Origin of the sequence: Phyllobacterium sp. 1468 (assembly GCF_031455525.1) — a bacterium.
In the GTDB taxonomy this organism is placed as follows: Bacteria; Pseudomonadota; Alphaproteobacteria; order Rhizobiales; family Rhizobiaceae; genus Phyllobacterium.
This window is the reverse complement of the sequence record NZ_JAVDSX010000003.1, coordinates 308388-327850: the sequence shown is the minus strand read 5'-3', so window position 1 is coordinate 327850 and position 19463 is coordinate 308388. Positions and strand designations below refer to the sequence as shown.

The 19463-nt window shown below is 58.3% G+C and carries 15 protein-coding genes; 6 read left to right on the top strand and 9 right to left on the bottom strand.

The window, feature by feature from the left end:
- The first annotated feature begins 159 nt into the window (after positions 1 to 159).
- A complete protein-coding gene (locus J2X72_RS10750; protein ID WP_310071704.1) occupies positions 160 to 1758 on the top strand; it encodes an inorganic phosphate transporter in 1599 nt (532 codons plus the stop codon).
- A gap of 128 nt (positions 1759 to 1886) precedes the next feature.
- On the opposite strand, the gene J2X72_RS10745 is transcribed toward J2X72_RS10750, so the two are convergent.
- From J2X72_RS10745 to J2X72_RS10735, 3 genes are all read right to left on the bottom strand, one after another.
- A complete protein-coding gene (locus J2X72_RS10745) occupies positions 1887 to 2729 on the bottom strand; it encodes an oxidoreductase (RefSeq protein ID WP_310071701.1) in 843 nt (280 codons plus the stop codon).
- 122 nt (positions 2730 to 2851) lie between these two features.
- Positions 2852 to 3601: an SDR family oxidoreductase gene (locus J2X72_RS10740; protein ID WP_209997939.1), complete on the bottom strand. Its 750-nt coding sequence runs from the start codon at positions 3599 to 3601 to the stop codon at positions 2852 to 2854.
- A 41-nt stretch (positions 3602 to 3642) separates the two neighbouring features.
- Positions 3643 to 5118 carry an aldehyde dehydrogenase family protein gene (locus J2X72_RS10735; RefSeq protein WP_310072204.1) on the bottom strand — a complete coding sequence of 492 codons (1476 nt, stop codon included), beginning with the start codon at positions 5116 to 5118 and terminating at the stop codon, positions 3643 to 3645.
- A 141-nt stretch (positions 5119 to 5259) separates the two neighbouring features.
- Here J2X72_RS10735 and zwf point away from each other — a divergent pair, with 141 nt between their 5' ends.
- From zwf to edd, 3 genes are all read left to right on the top strand, one after another.
- Entirely contained in the window at positions 5260 to 6732 is a 1473-nt protein-coding gene (gene zwf / locus J2X72_RS10730) for a glucose-6-phosphate dehydrogenase (RefSeq protein ID WP_209997942.1), read from the top strand.
- Between the two features lie 9 nt (positions 6733 to 6741).
- Positions 6742 to 7446: a 6-phosphogluconolactonase gene (gene pgl, locus J2X72_RS10725; RefSeq protein WP_310071697.1), complete on the top strand. Its 705-nt coding sequence runs from the start codon at positions 6742 to 6744 to the stop codon at positions 7444 to 7446.
- A gap of 67 nt (positions 7447 to 7513) precedes the next feature.
- Positions 7514 to 9337: a phosphogluconate dehydratase gene (gene edd, locus J2X72_RS10720; RefSeq protein ID WP_310071694.1), complete on the top strand. Its 1824-nt coding sequence runs from the start codon at positions 7514 to 7516 to the stop codon at positions 9335 to 9337.
- Here edd and J2X72_RS10715 read toward each other — a convergent pair whose 3' ends face one another.
- Together J2X72_RS10715 and folD are read right to left on the bottom strand one after the other, a co-directional pair.
- The gene (locus J2X72_RS10715; protein WP_209997945.1) at positions 9338 to 10300 is read right to left on the bottom strand and encodes a GlxA family transcriptional regulator; all 963 of its coding nucleotides are present in this window, start codon (positions 10298 to 10300) and stop codon (positions 9338 to 9340) included.
- A gap of 38 nt (positions 10301 to 10338) precedes the next feature.
- On the bottom strand, positions 10339 to 11238 hold the full coding sequence (folD, locus tag J2X72_RS10710) for a bifunctional methylenetetrahydrofolate dehydrogenase/methenyltetrahydrofolate cyclohydrolase FolD (protein ID WP_310072202.1): 900 nt from the start codon (positions 11236 to 11238) through the stop codon (positions 10339 to 10341).
- Between the two features lie 194 nt (positions 11239 to 11432).
- On the opposite strand from folD, the gene J2X72_RS10705 reads away from it, so the two are divergent.
- Positions 11433 to 12689 carry a sarcosine oxidase subunit beta family protein gene (locus J2X72_RS10705; protein ID WP_310072200.1) on the top strand — a complete coding sequence of 419 codons (1257 nt, stop codon included), beginning with the start codon at positions 11433 to 11435 and terminating at the stop codon, positions 12687 to 12689.
- On the opposite strand, the gene J2X72_RS10700 is transcribed toward J2X72_RS10705, so the two are convergent.
- Entirely contained in the window at positions 12686 to 14968 is a 2283-nt protein-coding gene (locus tag J2X72_RS10700) for a GumC family protein (RefSeq protein WP_310071690.1), read from the bottom strand. The two genes, J2X72_RS10705 and J2X72_RS10700, sit on opposite strands and share 4 nt — an antisense overlap.
- Positions 14969 to 15338: 370 nt before the next feature.
- On the opposite strand from J2X72_RS10700, the gene J2X72_RS10695 reads away from it, so the two are divergent.
- Positions 15339 to 16592: a lipopolysaccharide biosynthesis protein gene (locus J2X72_RS10695; RefSeq protein ID WP_310071688.1), complete on the top strand. Its 1254-nt coding sequence runs from the start codon at positions 15339 to 15341 to the stop codon at positions 16590 to 16592.
- Between the two features lie 8 nt (positions 16593 to 16600).
- Here the strand turns inward: J2X72_RS10695 and J2X72_RS10690 are convergent, their stop codons facing one another.
- Genes J2X72_RS10690 through J2X72_RS10680 form a run of 3 tightly spaced genes read right to left on the bottom strand, consistent with a single transcriptional unit; the run spans position 16601 to position 19412 of the window.
- The gene (locus J2X72_RS10690) at positions 16601 to 17464 is read right to left on the bottom strand and encodes a DUF6492 family protein (RefSeq protein WP_310071685.1); all 864 of its coding nucleotides are present in this window, start codon (positions 17462 to 17464) and stop codon (positions 16601 to 16603) included.
- Positions 17461 to 18225 (bottom strand): WecB/TagA/CpsF family glycosyltransferase, encoded by a 765-nt coding sequence (locus J2X72_RS10685; RefSeq protein WP_310071682.1) that lies wholly within the window; start codon positions 18223 to 18225, stop codon positions 17461 to 17463. The genes J2X72_RS10690 and J2X72_RS10685 overlap by 4 nt, the downstream gene beginning before the upstream one ends.
- Entirely contained in the window at positions 18222 to 19412 is a 1191-nt protein-coding gene (locus J2X72_RS10680) for a glycosyltransferase family 4 protein (RefSeq protein WP_310072198.1), read from the bottom strand. The genes J2X72_RS10685 and J2X72_RS10680 overlap by 4 nt, the downstream gene beginning before the upstream one ends.
- Positions 19413 to 19463: the final 51 nt, after the last annotated feature.

Sequence of the window (19463 nt, the reverse complement as noted above, 5' to 3'; positions counted from 1 at the left end):
GCGTTTCGCGCAAGTTGTCATACGTGTGCACTTCCTTCTCCCTTATGACGGAGGAGTAGACGGTCTCGACGAAGGTAGTCCGAATTGAGCCTCGTTTTGTCATCAAGGGTTCACGTGAGGGTCATAGCCTTTCCGTGTTAACCATTTGGGGATCTGGTCATGACGGTAAGTAACGCCACTGATGCTCTGCGCGCTGAGCATCCACTCGACAAACCAAGCAGTCTCGGCCAATGGCCGAACTATGCTGTAGTTGCCATCCTCCTCGCCGGGCTTGTTTATGTCGGTTATTCCCTCACCAATGAGTTGACCAGCGCGGTCGCGGTGCCGTGGATCCTTCTCGGCCTCGCGCTACTCATCGCTCTCGGCTTCGAATTCGTCAACGGCTTCCACGATACGGCAAACGCCGTCGCGACGGTGATTTATACCAATTCTCTGCCGGCCGAACTTGCCGTGATCTGGTCTGGCTTCTTCAATTTTCTCGGCGTGATGACGGCGAGTGGCGCTGTTGCTTTCGGCATCATTTCGCTGTTGCCGGTGGAACTGATCATGCAGGTTGGCTCGAGTGCCGGTCTTGCGATGGTGTTCTCACTTTTGATCGCTGCGATCCTGTGGAACCTCGGCACCTGGTATCTGGGCATTCCTTCTTCAAGCTCGCACACGCTGGTCGGATCAATCGTCGGCGTGGGCCTTGCCAACCAGTTTCTGGCTCCGGCTGGCACTGTGACGAGCGGCGTCGACTGGTCCAAGGCGACCGAAGTCGGCATGTCCCTTTTAGTATCACCGCTCGTTGGCTTTGGCGTCGCCGCGCTGCTTCTGCTGGTGATGAAAGTGCTCGTCAAGAGCAAGGCGCTTTATGAGGCGCCAAAGGGCAATACTCCGCCGCCCTTGTGGATCCGGGCTCTGCTCATCTTCACCTGCACAGGCGTTTCCTTTGCCCATGGCTCGAACGACGGCCAGAAGGGCATGGGCCTGATCATGTTGATCCTGATCGGCGTCGTTCCGACCGCTTTTGCCCTGAACCGCACGCCGGACATCAATTACCTTGAAGCCTATAAGGCCGCTTCCACTGCGGCGACCACGGCGTTGCACAAATACGCCAAGCCGGAAATTGTGGTTACCGATGCCCGCGAGGTGGTGAACAATGCAGTTCGCACCAAGACATGGAGCGACGAGATGTCCGCCGCATTGCCGCGCTTCATCGATGAAACGAGTGCGTCGATCTCGCCCTACGGTTCGGCCGCCAATGTGCCAAACGGTATGGTCAGCAACACGCGCAATGACATGTACCTGATCGGCGAGGCGCTGAAACTTGTCGAGAAACAGAAGCCACTGCCGCTGCAGGATGCGGAAATGACGGCCGTGAAGTCCTACCACAAGGCCATCGACAACGCGACGAAGTTCATCCCGACATGGGTGAAGGTCGCCGTGGCACTGGCTCTCGGACTTGGCACCATGGTCGGCTGGAAGCGCATCGTCGTCACTGTCGGTGAGAAGATCGGCAAGACGCATCTAACCTATGGGCAGGGTGCATCGGCAGAGCTGGTGGCGATGGGGACGATCTTTACCGCGGATGGCCTGGGCTTGCCGGTGAGCACAACACACATCCTGTCGTCGGGCGTTGCCGGTACGATGGTTGCCAATGGTTCAGGGTTGCAGATGTCGACAGTGCGAAACCTCGCCATGGCGTGGATCTTGACCTTGCCGGTCTCGATCGCACTGTCATTCACGCTGTTCCTGATCTTGCGGCAACTGATCTAGAGCGCTTCTTAGCAGCTGGAGGCAGTTCTGGGCTCGCGCTGACAGGCGTTTCAATACACCCAAGAAGCAGGCAATAAAACAAACTGGCCGGCTTTCGCCGGCCATTTTTTTGTCCACCTGATCGTAATTTAGGCGTCCGGGTAATCCGCGCCCAACGTCACCTTTTCCCAAGCACCGAAATCCTTTTGAAGGTCGGCAATCTTGGCGTGGGCGTTCTGGAAAGCCTGTTTGCCGAGCAGCAGGCGCAGCGGCGGATCCTTGGCTTCGACCGCCTGGACGATCGCCTTGGCAGCACGGACCGGATCACCCGGCTGATTGCCGCTGATGTTACGGATCATTTCGGCGCGCTGACCGGACGTGGCGCGATAGTCCTCAATCGTGTGTTTGGCCTCATTGGCCGAGCGGCCCGCCCAATCGGTGCGGAATGGACCTGGCTCGACGATAAGCACCTTGAGCCCGAGGGGCGCTATTTCCTTCGAAAGAGCTTCCGACAGCGCTTCGACGGCAAATTTGGTCGCAGTGTAGAAGCTGACAGCAGGGTTGGCCACCAACCCGCCTTGCGAGGAGATATTCACGACGGTGCCCGAGCGCTGTTTGCGCAAGGTCGGCAGGACTGCACGGGTCATGTTGGCAAGGCCCCAGACGTTGATTTCAAACATCTGCCGCACCTCTTCCATTTCGCTCTCCTCGAAGGAGGCGAAATAGCCGATGCCCGCATTGTTGACGAGCACGTCGATGCGCCCGAAACGCTCCAATGTCGCCTTGACCGCGTTTTCAATATCCTGAGGCTTGGTCACGTCGAGCTTCAGCAAAAGCGCGTTTTCCTCATGGCCTTTGGCAAGGTCTTCGATCTGGGCCACGTTGCGGGCGGTGACAACGGTCGGATAACCAAGCTCAAGCGTATGGCGCGCAAGTTCGCGCCCAAAGCCGGTTGAACAGCCAGTGATGAACCAGACAGGTTTCGATGTCATGTTGATGTCCTTGAAAATGGGAGCGCCACGGGGGTCCGGGGGGGCCAGGGCAGCACAGGGGAAAAATTGGCTACACGGGTAATGTAGCCCACCCCGCCCATGTTTCAAGGATTATCGTTCGATCAGATGCAGCGGCCGCCATCAACTTCCAGTGCAACGCCGGTAATAAAGTCGGCCTCGCTCGAGGCAAGCCATAACGCTGCATTGGCGACGTCGAGCGGTGTGGAAAGGCGGCCAAGCGGCACCGTTGCCTTGAACTGCGCCCGCTTTTCCGGCGTGTCCTCGCCCATGAACAGGCCAAGCATTGGCGTTTCGCCCGCGACCGGGCACAGGCAATTGACCCGGATGTTCTTCGGTGCAAGTTCGATCGCCATGGATTTGGTGGCGCTGATCGCCCATCCCTTCGACGCATTGTACCAGGTGAGGCCAGGCCGCGGGCGGAGACCCGCCGTCGAGGCAGTCGTGAGGATAGAGCCACCGCCCTGCCTTTCCATGATAGGCACCACGGCGAGCGCCGAATAGTAAATCGCTTTCATGTTGACACCGGTGATGAGATCGAACGTTGCCTCGTCAACACCGAGCATCGGGCCATTGCGATGGGTGAAGCCGGCGTTGTTCACCATGATGTCGATCCGGCCAAACGCGTCCATCGCGGCCTGTACCATGACGTCCACTTCCTCCTTGCGCGTGACGTCGGCATGAACTGCAATAGACGATTTGCCAATATCCGCGGCGACTTTTTCGGCGCCCACAAGGTTCAGGTCAGCAACCACGACATTGGCCCCTTCTCCGGCGAAACGCTGGGCCATTGCCTCGCCAAAGCCGGATGCTCCTCCGGTGATGATTGCTGTCTTGCCGGCCAAACGCTTCATGTCTTCTCCTCATACATGCTGGTGATCATTGGTAAATTCGATCAATCGTGACGAAAGATAATCGTCTTGGTCGCGGACATGTCGTAGAGGGCCTCGAAACCCTTTTCTCGACCATGACCGGATTTCTTGAAACCGCCAAATGGCAGTTCGACGCCACCGCCCGCCCCGTAAGCATTGACGAAGACCTGCCCCGCACGCACGCGCTTGGCAACGCGATGCTGGCGCGCGCCATCTTTGGTCCAGATACCCGCGACGAGGCCATAGTCGGTGTGGTTGGCTAGCCTTACGGCCTCCTGCTCATCGTCAAACGCAAACAGGGTGAGCACCGGGCCGAAAACCTCCTCCTGGGCGATAATGGCCGTGGGATCGACGGCGCCGAACAGCACTGGTGCCACATAGTAGCCAGTGGCCGGGGCGTCGGCTTCGATGGAACCCTGCGCAATGACGGCAATGCCTGCCTCGGCGGCCGACGTGACGTAATTTTCAACCCTGCGTTTCTGTGCCGGATTGATCATCGCCCCGAGGTCAAGATCGGCATGGTGGGGGCCGGCAACGAGCCTGCCGAAACGCTCAGCAAGCGCTGCGGCGACCTGTTCATAGATCGGACGCTCGATGAGGATACGGCTACCGGCCGAGCAGGTCTGCCCACCGTTCTGAATGATTGCATTGACGAGAACCGGGACCGCCTTTTCAATATCCGCATCGGCAAAGACAATCTGCGGTGACTTGCCGCCAAGCTCCATCGTAACGCCGCGATTGTTCGCGGCAGCGGCCTGCTGGATGGCCGTACCAGTTGCCGGAGAACCGGTGAATGTCACATAGTCGACGCCGGCATGCACCGAAAGAGCTGCACCCGCCGCGCGGCCATAGCCGGTGATGACATTGAGGACGCCATCCGGGAACCCCGCCTCGATGGCAAGTTCGCCGATACGGATCGTCGAGAGCGATGCATCTTCGGCTGGCTTGATGACCAGCGTGTTGCCCATGGCAAGCGCCGCGCCGACCACGCGCGCCATAATCTGCATCGGATAATTCCACGGAATAATCCCTGCAACGACGCCGTGCGGTTCGCGCAGGGTCAGCGCCGTATAGCCGTCGAGAAACGGGATCGTATCGCCATGGATCTTGTCGGCGGCACCGCCGTAGAATTCATAATAACGCATGGCGGCGGCAACGTCGGCTTTGCCTTGGCGAATTGGCTTGCCGGTATCGCGTGATTCGAGTGCCGCAAGTTCGTCACCGTGCTGCTCGATCAATTGCCCGAGACGCGTCAAAAGCCTGCCGCGCTCGAAGGCTGGCATCCTTGACCAGGGCCCATGATCGAAGGCCTCACGCGCGGCGCGTACGGCACGATCCACATCATCCGCATCACATGCCGGAATGGTCGCAAAAGCCAAGCCATCGGACGGACACAAAACAGTGATTGTTTCCTGGCTTAATGCGGCAACAGGTCTGCCGTTTATGATATTCAGGAAATGCTTATCCTGTGCGACAACTCTGGATAGATTATGTACCATCATCACATCCCATTCGTTGCAAGCCTATTGGAAAGGGCACGAATTGGAAATGCATTTTGACGCAGTTTGTGCTTCAGGACTGGTCATTTTAAATCGATTAGATTATACAACCCGCAAAGTCAGGCATAGCGAGACTCTTTCATGACAAGTCAGATTATCCCGGTTGATCCCTTTGATTGTATCGTGTTCGGAGGTACCGGCGATCTTGCCGAGCGCAAGCTGATCCCGGCGCTTTATCAACGCCAGCGCGATGGCCAGCTTTCAGAACCGACCCGCATCATCGGCGCCTCCCGTTCGCCCATGTCAAACGACGATTACCGCAAGTTCGCGGAAAGCGCGATCAAGGAATTCGTGAAGCCAAGCGAATTCGACCAGAAGCAGGTCGATCAGTTTCTGGCGCGTGTGTCCTATGTCGCGGTCGATGCTACTTCCGACAATGGCTGGGAGGAGCTGAAGACCGAAATCGGTAATGATACCAAACGCGTCCGCGCCTTTTATCTTGCTGTCAGCCCATCTCTCTTCGCCGATATCTCAAGCCGCCTGAAAAGTTACAAGCTTGTCCATGACCATACGCGTATTATCGTCGAGAAGCCGATTGGCCGCGACCTTCAGTCGGCCATCGCACTCAATGATACGATCGGCCACGTTTTTCACGAACAGCAGATTTTCCGCATCGATCATTATCTCGGCAAGGAGACTGTGCAGAATCTGATGGCGCTCCGCTTTGCCAATGCGCTGTATGAGCCGCTTTGGAATTCGGCCCATATCGACCATGTGCAGATCACTGTTGCTGAATCTGTCGGGTTGGAAAATCGTGCTGGCTATTACGATACGGCTGGTGCACTTCGCGACATGGTGCAAAATCACATCATGCAGCTGCTCTGCCTCGTGGCCATGGAGCCGCCGGCATCGATGGATGCGGATGCAGTGCGCGACGAAAAGTTGAAAGTGCTGCGTTCGCTCAGCCCGATAACGTCGAAGAACGCCGACGAGCTTACTGTGCGCGGCCAATATCGCGCTGGCGCTTCTGCAGGCGGCGCAGTGAAGGGCTACATACAAGAGCTGGAACATCCCAGCAACACCGAAACATTCGTCGCCATCAAGGCCGAAATCGCCAACTGGCGCTGGGCTGGGGTACCGTTTTATCTGCGTACCGGCAAGCGCCTGGCATCACGTGCTTCCGAAATCGTCGTGTCGTTCAAGCCCATCCCGCATTCGATCTTCGGTGAGAGTGCCGGCCGGGTTGTTGCCAACCAGCTCGTCATCCGCCTGCAGCCGGACGAGGGCGTCAAGCAGTGGATGATGATCAAGGACCCGGGTCCGGGCGGCATGCGCCTGCGTCACGTTCCTCTGGACATGACCTTTGCCGAATCCTTCACCACGCGTAGCCCCGATGCCTATGAACGGCTGATCATGGACGTGGTGCGCGGCAACCAGACGCTGTTCATGCGGCGCGACGAAGTGGTCGCTGCCTGGCAATGGGTCGACCCGATCCTGAAGGCATGGGCCGAAACCGAACAGCCGCCGGCGGGCTATACTGCCGGCACGTGGGGCCCATCGGCGGCCATCGCGCTTATCGAACGCGACAACCGCACATGGCATGAACCCGAGTGAAATGATCCCATGACAGCAACTCCGCGACTCAACAGTTTTGCCGATGGCAATGCGCTTGCCGAAGCCCTCGCTTCGACCGTCGCGGCACGGCTGGCGGACGCAGTGAAGGCACGCGGCAAGGCTGTGCTGGCCGTATCGGGCGGCACAACCCCTGCCCGCTTTTTCAAGGCGCTGTCACTCAAGGATTTGCCCTGGGACAAGATCACGATCACGCTGGTGGACGAGCGCTTCGTACCGCCGACCAGCGACCGTTCAAACCAGAAGCTCGTGACAGAAATGCTTCTGCAAAACAAAGCCGCCCAGTCGAATTTCACCGGTCTCTACAATGAGGCGCCGGATGCCGAAGAAGGTGCTAAAATAGCCGCGCAGGCGATAGCCAAGCTTGGACAGCCATTCGATGTCGTCATTCTCGGAATGGGTGGCGATGGTCATACCGCGTCGTTCTTTCCCGGCGGAGACCGGTTGAGCGATGCGATATCGCCAGATCAGCCAGAGCTCGTGCTGCCGATGCATGCAGAAGGCGCAGGCGAGCCGAGGCTGACGCTGACATTGCCGGCAATCGTCAATGCCCGCTTCGTGGCGCTACATATCGAAGGCGCGGGCAAGCGTACGACCCTTGATGCGGCTCTTGGACGTGGCCCGACAACCGATATGCCGATACGCGCGATACTGCGATACGAGCCGATTTCGCTCGAAATTTTCTGGGCTCCCTGAGGCTCGGAGCGTGTGATTGCCGGGAAGGCTCCCAAACTTCCGGGCAAACGCCATAAGGAGACATGAAATGACCGTTCTTCAGCGGGTGAAAAGCATTACCAACCGCATCTGCGAGCAGTCGAGGCCGACACGTGACGTCTATCTTGACCATCTGCGCGAAGCGGCGTCACGCAAGCCAAAGCGTTCGGCGCTCGCCTGCGCCAATCTCGCCCATGGGTTTGCGGCCTGCAGCCCTTCCGACAAAGCGGCGCTCGCTGGCGATGTCGTAGCCAATCTTGGCATCATCACCTCCTACAACGACATGCTCTCGGCACATCAGCCATTTGAGACCTATCCGCAACTGATCAAGGCAGCTGCCAAAGAGGCCGGCGGTGTGGCCCAGGTCGCGGGCGGCGTGCCCGCCATGTGCGACGGTGTGACGCAAGGCCAGCCCGGCATGGAGCTATCGCTGTTTTCGCGCGATGTGATCGCCATGGCCACCGCTATCGGACTGTCGCACGACATGTTTGACGCGGCGGTTTATCTCGGTGTCTGCGACAAAATCGTGCCGGGCCTCGTGATCGGGGCGCTGACCTTTGGTCATCTGCCCGCAGTGTTCGTTCCTGCAGGCCCGATGACCACCGGCCTCCCCAATGACGAGAAGGCCAAGACGCGCCAGCTCTATGCGGAAGGCAAGGTCGGCCGCGAAGAACTGCTCGAATCCGAATCCAAGTCCTATCATGGGCCCGGCACCTGCACATTTTACGGCACAGCCAACTCGAACCAGATGCTGATGGAGATCATGGGCCTGCATATGCCGGGTTCGTCGTTCATCAATCCCGGCACGCCCCTTCGCGACGCGCTGACACGTGAAGCGGCGAAGCGGGCACTGGCGATCACGGCACTTGGCAACGAATACACTCCGGTCGGCGAAATGATCGATGAACGCAGCATCGTCAATGGCGTTGTCGGCCTGCACGCCACGGGTGGCTCGACCAATCATACGATGCATCTCGTCGCCATGGCGGCCGCCGCCGGCATAAAGCTGACCTGGCAGGACATTTCCGATCTTTCCGACGTCGTTCCGCTGCTGGCGCGCGTTTATCCCAATGGTCTTGCCGACGTGAACCATTTTCATGCCGCCGGTGGAATGGGTTACATCATACGCGAGTTGCTTGATGGCGGCCTGCTGCACGAGGACGTCAAGACGGTCTGGGGCGGTTCGGAAGGTTTGCGCGCCTATACGATCGAGCCGAAGCTCGGTGAAAACGGCACTGTGTTGCGCGAGCCGGTTGCTGCGGAAAGCGCCGACAAAAAGGTGCTGTCGACCTGCAAACAACCATTCCAGGTTACGGGTGGTCTCAAGATGCTGAAGGGCAATCTCGGCACGGCGGTGATCAAGACATCAGCCGTGAAAGCCGACCGGCACATCATCGAAGCGCCAGCCATTGTCTTTGACAGCCAGGCAGCGCTGCAGGACGCGTTCAAGGCCGGGAAGCTCGATCGGGATTTCGTCGCGATCGTGCGTTTCCAGGGGCCTCGCGCCAATGGCATGCCCGAACTGCACAAGCTCACACCTGCCCTAGGCGTTCTGCAGGACCGCGGCCATATGGTTGCCTTGGTCACGGACGGGCGCATGTCCGGCGCATCCGGCAAGGTTCCGGCGGCTATCCATGTAACGCCGGAAGCGCTCGATGGCGGCATCATCGGCAAGATCCGGGATGGCGATGTGGTTCGGCTCGATGCGGAGATCGGTACGCTCGATGTGCTGGAGGATCCGGAGGTTCTCGCAGCTCGTCCGACACCAGACGTGGATATCAGCCACAACGGCTACGGCATGGGACGCGAACTCTTCGCGGCCTTCCGCAATGTTGTTGGGAAGGCGGAAAACGGTGCTTCAGTTTTTGGTTGATTAGTAGGTCGTACGGCGCTCGTCCGAGGGCGAGCGCCCGAACTGCGCACGGTAACTCTGGGCAAAATAGGAATGCGACGTGAAGCCCGTCGCCAGCGCCACATCCAGGATAGGCGAATGGGTCTGGCGCAACAGCTCACGCGCACGCTCCAGGCGCAGGCTCATATAGTAACGCCCCGGCGTCATGTTGAGATGGCGCAGGAACAACCGCTCCACCTGCCGCACAGAAAGGCCCACAGCCTTGGCAAGACGCACGGCTGATTTCGGCTGTTCGAGATTGTCCGCCATCAGCTCGACGATCTTGCGCAGCTTTTCCGACTTGCCGGTAAGATCACGTTCGGGGCCGACGCGCTGGCGATCGGTCTGCGAGCGAATGCGTTCATGATGGAACTGGTTCGCTACTTCATTGGCAAGAGCGGGGCTGAAGTCCTGCTTGATGATCTCCAGCATCAAGTCGATCGAAGTCGTACCTCCGGCGCAGGTATAGCGCTTTCGATCGATTTCGAAGACATTGCCGGTGCACTCGATTTGCGGAAACCGCTCCTGAAAGCCGGCGCGATTTTCCCAGTGTATGGTGCAGCGATGACCTTCCAGCTGGCCCGCCTCCGCCAGAATGTAACTGCCGACGTTCAACCCGCCGAGCACGGCGCCCCGGCGTCCCAGGGTGCGCAGGGTGGCGATGACCTTGGCCTTGTCCTCAAACTCAGTCGTCATCCCGGCGCAAATGAAGGTGATGTCGGCGCTGGGCAAATCCGCCAGCGCATATTGAACGTTGATTTCGAGCCCGTTTGAAGCGGTCACCGCCGCGCCATTGGCGGAAACGGTAGTCCAGGAATAAAACGCCTCCTCCGACATGCGGTTGGCCGTGCGCATGGTATCGATAGCTGCCGCGAGGCTGAACATCGGGAACCTGTCGACGAGCAGAAAGGCGAAGGATCTGGTGACTTTGAGGGTACCTGGCATGCGTTGTTCTAACCGGATTCCCCGTAAGAGCAAATGGATCAGAAGCGCGGCGGCACTTCTCCGACCGAGCGATAGGCGGCGACGAGCGTGTTGGCCATCAACATTGCGATGGTCATGGGACCAACGCCCCCCGGAACCGGCGTAACAGCACCAGCGACCGTTGACACGTCAGCGAAGTCCACGTCACCAACGAGGCGGGTCTTTCCCTCGCCCTTTTCGGGAGCTGAAATACGGTTGATACCGACGTCGATGACTGTCGCGCCGGGTTTGACCCAATCGGCCCTGACCATTTGCGGCCTGCCGACGGCAGCAACCAGGATATCGGCTGTCCGGCAAAGGGCGGCGAGATCCTTGGTCTTGCTGTGCGCGATGGTAACTGTGGCATTATGGGCGAGCAGAAGGTTGAACATCGGTTTGCCGACGATGTTGGAACGGCCGATGACCACCGCATTGAGGCCGGAAAGATCCCGTCCCAGGATGCGCTCGATCAACAGCATCGATCCGGCAGGGGTGCAGGGTACGAAAGCCGTCTCGATTTCGCCGGTGCCCAGCTTGCCAACATTGACGAAATGGAAGCCGTCAACATCCTTGTCCGGCGAGATCGTCTGGATGATACGGCCGGAATCGATGTGTTTCGGCAAAGGAAGCTGGACAAGGATGCCATGGATCAGCTGATCGGCATTGAGCCTCTCAACCAGCGCGACAAGCTCGTCCTCTGAAGTATCCTCCGACAAAGTATATTGAACGGAGTGAAAGCCGCATTCACGCGCCTTCTTGCCCTTTGACGCAACATAGACCTGACTGGCCGGGTCTTCGCCAACGATGACAACGGCGATGCCGGGTGTGATCCCGCTGGTTTCGATCAGGTCGGCGGCAGAAGCTTTGACCTTCGAAACCACGTCCTCGGCAATTTCCTTGCCATTGATCGTCACTGCCATGTGCTGCTCCTGAAACTTCACGGTTTTGAGCGTCATTCTGTTGATTTTCCGCGCCAACAATACCGCCATAACGGCGTTCACTGACGCAATAGCGAAAGCGTCCCTTTAGGGCAATGCGATCATACGACGCTCAGGGCTTGGCGAACGCGATGAATCCAAGCATGATCGCGAAATCTTATTCGAATCCGGAATTCATGATGCGCTATTCAGCTTTCAGCCTTTTGAAAAACGCTCTCAACGGCAACAAGGACTGGAAGCCTGCCTGGCGCAAGCCCGACCCGAAACCAGCCTACGACGTGGTTATCATCGGTGGCGGGCATGGTCTTGCTACCGCCTACTACCTCGCCAAAGAGCACGGCATGCGCAATATCGCCGTCGTTGAAAAGGGCTGGCTCGGATCCGGAAATATCGGCCGCAACACCACAGCCATCCGCTCCAACTATCTTCTCTCAGAGAACCAGCATTTCTACGAAGCGTCGATGAAACTATGGGAAACCATGTCGCACGACCTCAACTACAATGTGATGTTCTCGCAGCGCGGCGTCGTGAACCTCGCCCACACGCTGCCGCAGCTCGATGTCTACGCGCGGCGCGGCAACCAGATGCGGCTCAACGGCATTGATTGCGAATTGATGAATCCGCAGCAAATCAAGAAACTCATTCCCGGGCTGGATATCAGCAGCAACGCGCGCTTTCCCATTCTTGGCGGATTGATGCAGCGTAGTGCGGGGACCGCACGGCATGATGCCGTCGTGTGGGGTTATGCGCGCGCCGCCGACCAACTCGGCGTCGATATCATCGAGAATTGCGAGGTCACCAGCTTCCTGAAGGATGGCGACACTGTCACAGGTGTCATGACAACACGCGGGCCGATCAATGCCAAGAAAGTTGGTTGCGCTGTCGCCGGGCACACCAGCGAGCTCATGCGGCGCGCCGGTATCGAGCACCTGCCGCTTGAATCGCATGTGCTGCAGGCCTTCGTATCGGAAGCTCTGAAGCCTGTGGTCGATACAGTGGCGACGTTCGGCGGCGGTCATCTCTATTTCAGCCAGTCCGACAAGGGTGGCCTTGTTTTTGGCGGTGACATCGACGGCTATAATTCCTACGCGCAGCGCGGCAATCTGCCGGTGGTGGAGGATGTGATGAGCGAATTCGTTGCGCTTATCCCGGCACTGGCGCGCGTCAAGCTGCTACGCTCGTGGGGCGGGATCATGGACATGACCATGGACGGCTCGCCCATCATCACGACGGGCCCGCTGCCGGGCATGTATCTCAACACCGGCTGGTGCTATGGCGGCTTCAAGGCGACGCCAATTTCAGGTAAATGCTTCGCTTGGACAATCGCCAAGGATGAGCCGCATCCGCTGTCAGCACCCTTTACACTGGACCGGTTTTATCGCGGCTACGTCATTGATGACAAAGGGCAAGGCCCGACACCAAGGTTGCACTAGGCACGCCGACGCAGGACTTCGCGCAATCTGGAGATCTCGGCCAACATCTCCTCGATGTTCGAATTGTCATGATGGCGCGGCTCAGTCAGTGCGTCAGCGTGTTCATAGAGGAATTGGGCAATTGCTGCCTCGTCATCGGCGGAATGCGAGGCCTCGAGTTCCGCCGTGTCAGACGTCAGGGCCCGGGTTTGCGCACGCCGGATTGCCGCGCCAAGCCGCGATTCAGCAGGCACGGCGGACGCAGGATTGGCGCTTTCGGGCGAAACGGTGCGCTTCGTACCGGATGGCGGCACCGGATCGACCGGCGGTTCATCTTCGACATAAACAGGCGCGCGATTTCCGGCACGGAAGCTTTCGATCATGCCGAGCAACACGGCCATACCGAGACCGGCCAAAAACCCGCCAAGCAAGCCGCCAATTGCAACGAGCTTGCGCGAACCACCGGTGCTCTCAAGCGCTGGACGCGCCGGGGAAATGACGCGGATATTCGTCGTGTTCATCCCTTCGAGTTCGCCCGTTTCTTTTGCGCGCAACAGGAAGGCTTCGTAGACTTCGCGCTTGGCGGTAACCTCCCGTTCGAGCTCGCGCAGCTTGACCATGTCCTCGTTGTTGTTGGCGGTACGCGCTTTCAGCCGCGCCAGCCGCGATGACAGGTCCTGTTCCTGCTGGGTGGCACGCTGTAGTTCTACCTGCACCGAGGACGCGATACGGCCGAGCTCGTTGCGGATTTCGTTGCGAACACCAGCCACCTGCGACTGGGCTTGAATGAGTTGCGGATGGCGCGGTCCAAGCTTGGTGGCGAGGCCATCCGCCTGCTGTTTCAGTGCCCCGTATTGCGAGCGAAGGGCGACGATGACACCGGAGCGGAATTCTTCCGGCAGCGTGTTGCCGAGCACGCCCTCGACGGAGGTGTTGCGGATGGAGTCAGCCTGCGCCTTGAGCCGGATTGTCTGATTACGCGCCTGAGTGAGTTCGTCATTCGTGCGCGTTATTTCATCATCGCTGATCAACCTGCCCTGCACGTCGACAAGATCGTTCTCAGCCTTGAACTTCTGCACGGCATTCTCTGCATCCTGCACGCCCGCCCGCAGGTCATTGAGGCGCGCTGTGAGCGACTCCGTGGCCTGCCGTGCGGTATCGGACTGGATATTGCCCTGCTCCTCGCGGAAAACATCGGACACTGTATTGGCAATCAAGGCTGCCTTTTGCGGATCCCTTGATTTCACGGTGATATTGAAGATGAAATTTTTGGTGCTCCGCTCGACCTCGAGATGATCGTAGAGATTGCGCAGGAGAACGGTTTCACGCGTTGTCTCATCCGGCGTGCTATCGGTGGAGAACAGCTCCTGGATCGACGCAAAAAGGCCCCGCTCCTTGAGGTCGCCGTTGAATTCCGGATCTTTGGCAAGTCCAGTGCGATCGATCACCTTGGTCAACACGCTGCTCGATTGAATGACGCGCAATTGGCTTTCGGCAATGGCCAGCGAAGCATCGACTGGCAGCTGGCTAGACGAAATCTCCTTATCGACGATCTTGAGATCGCGCGGATCGACAAGCACTTCGACGGTCGAGGCATAAAGCTTCGGCAATGTCATCGCGTAGCCGGCGCCAAGAAGCGTGCCGATGATTGTGGTTGCGATAATCAATCCTTTGGAACGGCCAACGCGATTGATGACGATCCGCGGGTCGACGAGTGGCCGCCATTCATCGCCTTGATATTCGACTGGCCGCACTTCCGCCTTGCGCGGAGGCGGCCGGCGCCCCGGAACCGGTGCGATAGCAGGTTCAGGGTCCGGCTCAGGCTCCTTGTTTTCCGGACGGAAAAACAGTTCCGATTCTTCTTGGAATTGCTCTATCGGCTCGGGTTGGGATTTCGCCGTGACGACTGGCACTTCCCGCTCTGCACGGACTGGTTCCTCAATCAACGGCAAGGATTCTTCGCGCTGTGGCGTCGTTTCTTCGGCGGCATCGACGCGGCGGTTGAGCTCTGCCTTGATCGCGGCCATGTCGGCGCGCATGCGATTGACGGCATCCTGCTCGGCTTCTTCGGAACTGAGGCCGTCCGGAACATCACTCAATAATGGTTGCGAGATCTCGCTGCCGGCTGCCAGGCGCAAAGCGCGCATGCGGTGATAGTGATCGAGATCGTCTTCGCCGCGAATGGATGTGATTGAGGGTTCGGAATCGACACGAGTCTCTCCCGCCGTCTCCGGCTGACTGGCAAATGAGAGAAGCGAGCGCCGCGGCCGCTTTGCCGTCTCGTTTTCGCGATTACTCATGCCCACTTCAACTCCATGATCGCCCAACCATGGCGATTCAATTGCGGCACCACAACCACAGTTAATTCAACCTAAAGTTCTATGGAAAATAAAACGTTAATTAGCAGAGCCATGCCCTTACATCCGTATAATCTCAACATGCAGTCTCGACCCGGTCGCCTCCGCATAACGTCGCAAAGTACAATCGAGGGTGAAACCTTACCACCTTCCAGTCGCGCTATAGAAGTCGTTCAATGAAGCCCTTCTTAGCACCTCCTCGATCTGACAACACGAGCCGTTAAGTCTTTTGATGTAGAAATCCGGCGAAATCACGCTTGAGACAGTGCTTTCCCCGCAGCCTTGATTCAGGCATATCCGGCAGGACATGGAATTGGTTGCACGCCATCTGAAAGCCAATGCGGGGCTTATCCGCGACTATTTCTCCGTGATCAGTGGATCCGCGGGACGGCTCGTCATTTCGCTCGCATATTTCGTTGCGCTTGCCAATACTCTTTCGATTGCGGAGTTCGGTCTGTTTGCCACGGCATCGGCAACCGGTGTCGTATTATCACGCCTCGTCTCCTTCGGCTTTGTTTCACCGCTTTACCGGATTTCCACCGTGAAGCCGCAATTGATTGGCGCCTATACGGGCGGCTTTCTCGCGGCGGTGGTCGTATCATTGCCGATCTTTATTCTTGCAGCCTATCTGATGCATCTGGTCTTCTTCGGTGCCGATCTCGCGCTCGGCACTTTTGCAGTGATCGTTGCGGCGGAAGCATTGCTCTGGCGGTCGCTGGAAGTCGTGGTCATCGTCAACAACGGGATGAACCGCTTTGGCCGGGCAGCATTGCTGGTCATTATCGGTACGGCATTGCGGGCAGCAGCGGCAGTGCTGTTCGCGTTCTCCAGCGTGACCAACCTCGCAATATGGAGCTGGTGGTATGCGGGGGCGAACGGCGTTGCGCTTCTTGTCGCTATCATCTTCTTCTACCCGCGTGTGCGGCTGCGGCTCATTCCCAAGCTCTACCGCCGCAGGCTGGCGGATTCCTTTGCCGTCACGGGCGCCGAGGTACTGTTCTACGTCCAGTCCGAAATGGACAAGCTGCTGGTGCTTGCAGTCGGCGGACCACAAACGGCGGGTGTCTATGCGATCATCATGCGGCTCGTCGATCTGACCGCCCTCCCCGTCCGCTCATTCAACATGATGCTGGTACAAAAGTTGATGCGAACACCGGACATGCTGAAATCGCTAAAAATTCGCGGTGGCCTGGAGCTTGGCGTATTTTCGGTGTCGACACTTGGTCTGGCGGCGCTTGCAATCTTCCTTGCCATTTTCCCGCGAGCGCTTGGAGCGAATGTTGCTTCGGTCGTTTCGCTGCTACCCTTGGTCCTGCTCGTACCGGGCCTGCGCAATCTCATCGAATATCAGGCCGAAATCCTTTATGCACGCGGCCAATCTGGCTTGCGGGCGCTCAATCTAGCCTTGCTCGGCATCGCCAAGGCCGCACTGCTTTCCTGGATTCTTCTCGTGTTTATCGATACCCACGACTGGATGATGTGGCTCAATGCCATGTTCGTCGTGCTTTATCTGCTATCGGCATATCTGACGTACCGCGCCATCAAGAAGCCGGCCCGGCGCGTCTGAGAATTGCCTTACGTCAGCAATTTCCGGATGCGGGCCGTATCGTCGCCTATGAAGGATTGCATGCCGATGGCGACTTGTTCCGGTGTCATCGCTTCAACAAAAGCAAGGAACTCCGCTTCGGTTGGTGCAGGCGCAAACCAGTAGACCCGGCAGAATTCGGCGGCGTCATGATAGTGCCCTTCGGCCATCAGCACTTCATCGGCGTAGCGGCCGTAGATCATGCATTCGGAAAACCGGCGGGACCGTCCGATCGCCGCGATCCAATGGCGGCCGGTGATCCTCTCGATTTGATCGCACATGGTCAGCAAGGCATCCCGCCGCCAGGCTATCAATGTGCCGATATAGTCGTGTCCTGCCGGGCTCACGGGGACGAGGCCGAGCACCCTGCCTGCGTGTTCAGACCAGATGAGTTGATCACCGGGCACAGGACGCAACAGATCGCTATCGCGGCGGAACAGCCGCAAATCGCTGCCCCGCCAGACCGAGGCGCAATCGAAGGGTTTCAGGAAAGCGACATCCGAATCGATATAGAAGAAAGCATCTTCATTCGCGTGTGCTGCAATAGCGATACGGCGAAACTGCTGCACGTGCCAGCCACGCAAGGGCATCGTCCTTGGCGACAGCCAAATGCGACGGCGACCGAAATTGCTCGGATCGGGAAACGACCTGATCCAGCGCGGCAATAGATCGTTCTCGTCGATCACACTACGACGCGGGTTTTCCAGCTGCTTGAACAGGGCAACATCGCGATGCTCTACCAAAATATAGTGTCTGGTGTAGCCGGTAACGAAACGATCAATCGTTTCGCAGAGCAATCTGCAGCGCTCGAAATCGGGTGCATAACTTGCGGTAACAAGTGCCGTCTTCGTCATACGCCCCCGCCGGCTCTGAATTTCGCCCGCATGACGCGTAGCAGAAAAAGTGGATTGCCGACAATGTACCGGTACCACAACCTGCCGGGTTCTTGCGCAAGGCGATAAAGCCATTCAAAGCGCAGCTTCTGCACAATCGGCGGGGCGCGCGGCACAACGCCCGCCATGAAATCAAACAGCGCGCCAACCCCAAAAGCCAAGGTGCAATGTTCGGCCGTCAAGTTGTTCGCCATGAACATCTCCTGTCGCGGTACACCCATGGCGACGAGCAGGATATGCGGTTGGTACTCTTTCAGGACCCGCAGAATGTATGGCTGATGCTCGCTTTTAAAGAAGCCATCACTGATCACGCGGATTTCATGCTGGGGTGCAAGTCGCCTGAAGCTCTCCGCTGCCTTTTCGACCACTTCACGGCGGGCGCCGATGAGGCCAACGCGCAGCGAGCCGGTTTCTGCCTCAAGTAGTGCAGGCGTAAAATCCGTACCGTTGAGATTCGCCGGAAAAGGCGCGCCATGCAGGAGTTTCGCGGCGATATCAACGCCGAAGCCATCGGGGAGGACAAGGAATTGGTTCAAAGCCTGACGGAAATCAACGTTGTCCTCTGCGAGATTGGCATTATGGGCATTGAGCCAGGTGACCAGAGTGAAGCGTTGCAGGGCGATACGCTCCCGCATGACTTCGATGGCGTCCACCCAAGGTAACGCGACAACTTCTACGCCAAGAATCGCACGACGTGGAATATCCGTTTCGCTCAAACTCATGCGGCTTCGCGCCCATTCGCAATCCGGGTTTCAAGCCGGTTCAGCCCCAATCTTATCTGCTGGTCAAAGCGTACCAACTGCGCGGCACGGAAAGCGTCTCCGTCGCACGTCAGGTCCTCACCTGCGCGCACGCGGGCCACCATGGCGTTTACCGCCTTGGCAAAGCCGACCGGATCATCGGCGACAATGCAATTATCCGGAATATCTGCGATGCCCCGTACAGAAAGCGCGGTGGCGACGCTAGGCAGACCCAATTCGAATGTTTCGATCGTCTTGAGCTGGACACCGCTTCCGGCGCGGCTGATCAACGGGATCACGGCACAGCCGCAGACAAAATCCCTAGCGTCCGCCACACGGCCGGCGAAAGTAACATCCGGCCATGCCGCTTTGAGATCGGCCGGCGTATTTCCGGCGACGGTCACGCCGATGTCTTCGTCGAGGTGCGGTACGACCTCACGCAGGAACCACTCAAGACCGATGCGGTTCGGTTGCCACGTCCAGGTTCCTATCAAGCCAAGGTCGCGTACTATCTTGCGTCCGTTTCTCTTCGCCGTCTCGGTGCCGGTCACGAGAGGAAGTGCCGCGGCACGTCCGGTTCCGGATAGACCCAGCGCATCGATATCATCATCGGCCAGCGTGAAGACGAACGACGCCCTGCCGCATAACCGCTTCTCAAGTCCCATCAGGAGCCGGGACTCCCGGCTGAACAGATATTTCTGTACAAAGCTCGTTGCCGCTTCGGCATTCTCGCGCGCCGAGCGATGTTCAACGTTGTGTGCGATGAAGATTTGCGGCTTGTCATCGAAACAGTCCTCGAAAGCTCCGGGCAGTGGCACGCCGTTCAGCACGTAAGCGTCGAAAGGCTCTACTGAGGCGATTGCGGCACGAAAAGCCTCCTTGGTGACGACGCGCAGCTTGACCGACGAAACCGTGAGACCTGACATCATTGCCTTGCCGAACCAACGCAACTTTTGCGAGAAATTCGCAGTGTCGTTGCGCACATCCACTTCACCCAGAATGATCGTGTTATCTGGATCGAGCGGCTTGCTCCCGGGCCAGACAAATCCAATCACGGTGACGCGGGCGCCGGCACGCGCAAGGCCATCGATGATGGCCTTGTTGGCAATCTCATAGCCGGTCGTCGGCTTACCATCCGGCACCAGCGATGTTACGAACAGCAAATGCAAAGGCCTGATGCTCTCCACGACGATTTAATTCTCAATATTTGATTTGATCGC

Bases quoted from the DNA above. Each gene is read 5' to 3' on its own strand.
- J2X72_RS10690 (WP_310071685.1), bottom strand. From the start codon at position 17,464: ATGACGAAGACGGCACTTGTTACCGCAAGTTATGCACCCGATTTCGAG.
- J2X72_RS10735 (WP_310072204.1), bottom strand. From the start codon at position 5,118: ATGGTACATAATCTATCCAGAGTTGTCGCACAGGATAAGCATTTCCTG.
- J2X72_RS10740 (WP_209997939.1), bottom strand. From the start codon at position 3,601: ATGAAGCGTTTGGCCGGCAAGACAGCAATCATCACCGGAGGAGCATCC.
- J2X72_RS10745 (WP_310071701.1), bottom strand. From the start codon at position 2,729: ATGACATCGAAACCTGTCTGGTTCATCACTGGCTGTTCAACCGGCTTT.
- pgl (WP_310071697.1), top strand. From the start codon at position 6,742: ATGACAGCAACTCCGCGACTCAACAGTTTTGCCGATGGCAATGCGCTT.
- edd (WP_310071694.1), top strand. From the start codon at position 7,514: ATGACCGTTCTTCAGCGGGTGAAAAGCATTACCAACCGCATCTGCGAG.
- J2X72_RS10700 (WP_310071690.1), bottom strand. From the start codon at position 14,968: ATGAGTAATCGCGAAAACGAGACGGCAAAGCGGCCGCGGCGCTCGCTT.
- J2X72_RS10715 (WP_209997945.1), bottom strand. From the start codon at position 10,300: ATGCCAGGTACCCTCAAAGTCACCAGATCCTTCGCCTTTCTGCTCGTC.
- J2X72_RS10750 (WP_310071704.1), top strand. From the start codon at position 160: ATGACGGTAAGTAACGCCACTGATGCTCTGCGCGCTGAGCATCCACTC.
- J2X72_RS10705 (WP_310072200.1), top strand. From the start codon at position 11,433: ATGATGCGCTATTCAGCTTTCAGCCTTTTGAAAAACGCTCTCAACGGC.
- zwf (WP_209997942.1), top strand. From the start codon at position 5,260: ATGACAAGTCAGATTATCCCGGTTGATCCCTTTGATTGTATCGTGTTC.
- folD (WP_310072202.1), bottom strand. From the start codon at position 11,238: ATGGCAGTGACGATCAATGGCAAGGAAATTGCCGAGGACGTGGTTTCG.
- J2X72_RS10685 (WP_310071682.1), bottom strand. From the start codon at position 18,225: ATGAGTTTGAGCGAAACGGATATTCCACGTCGTGCGATTCTTGGCGTA.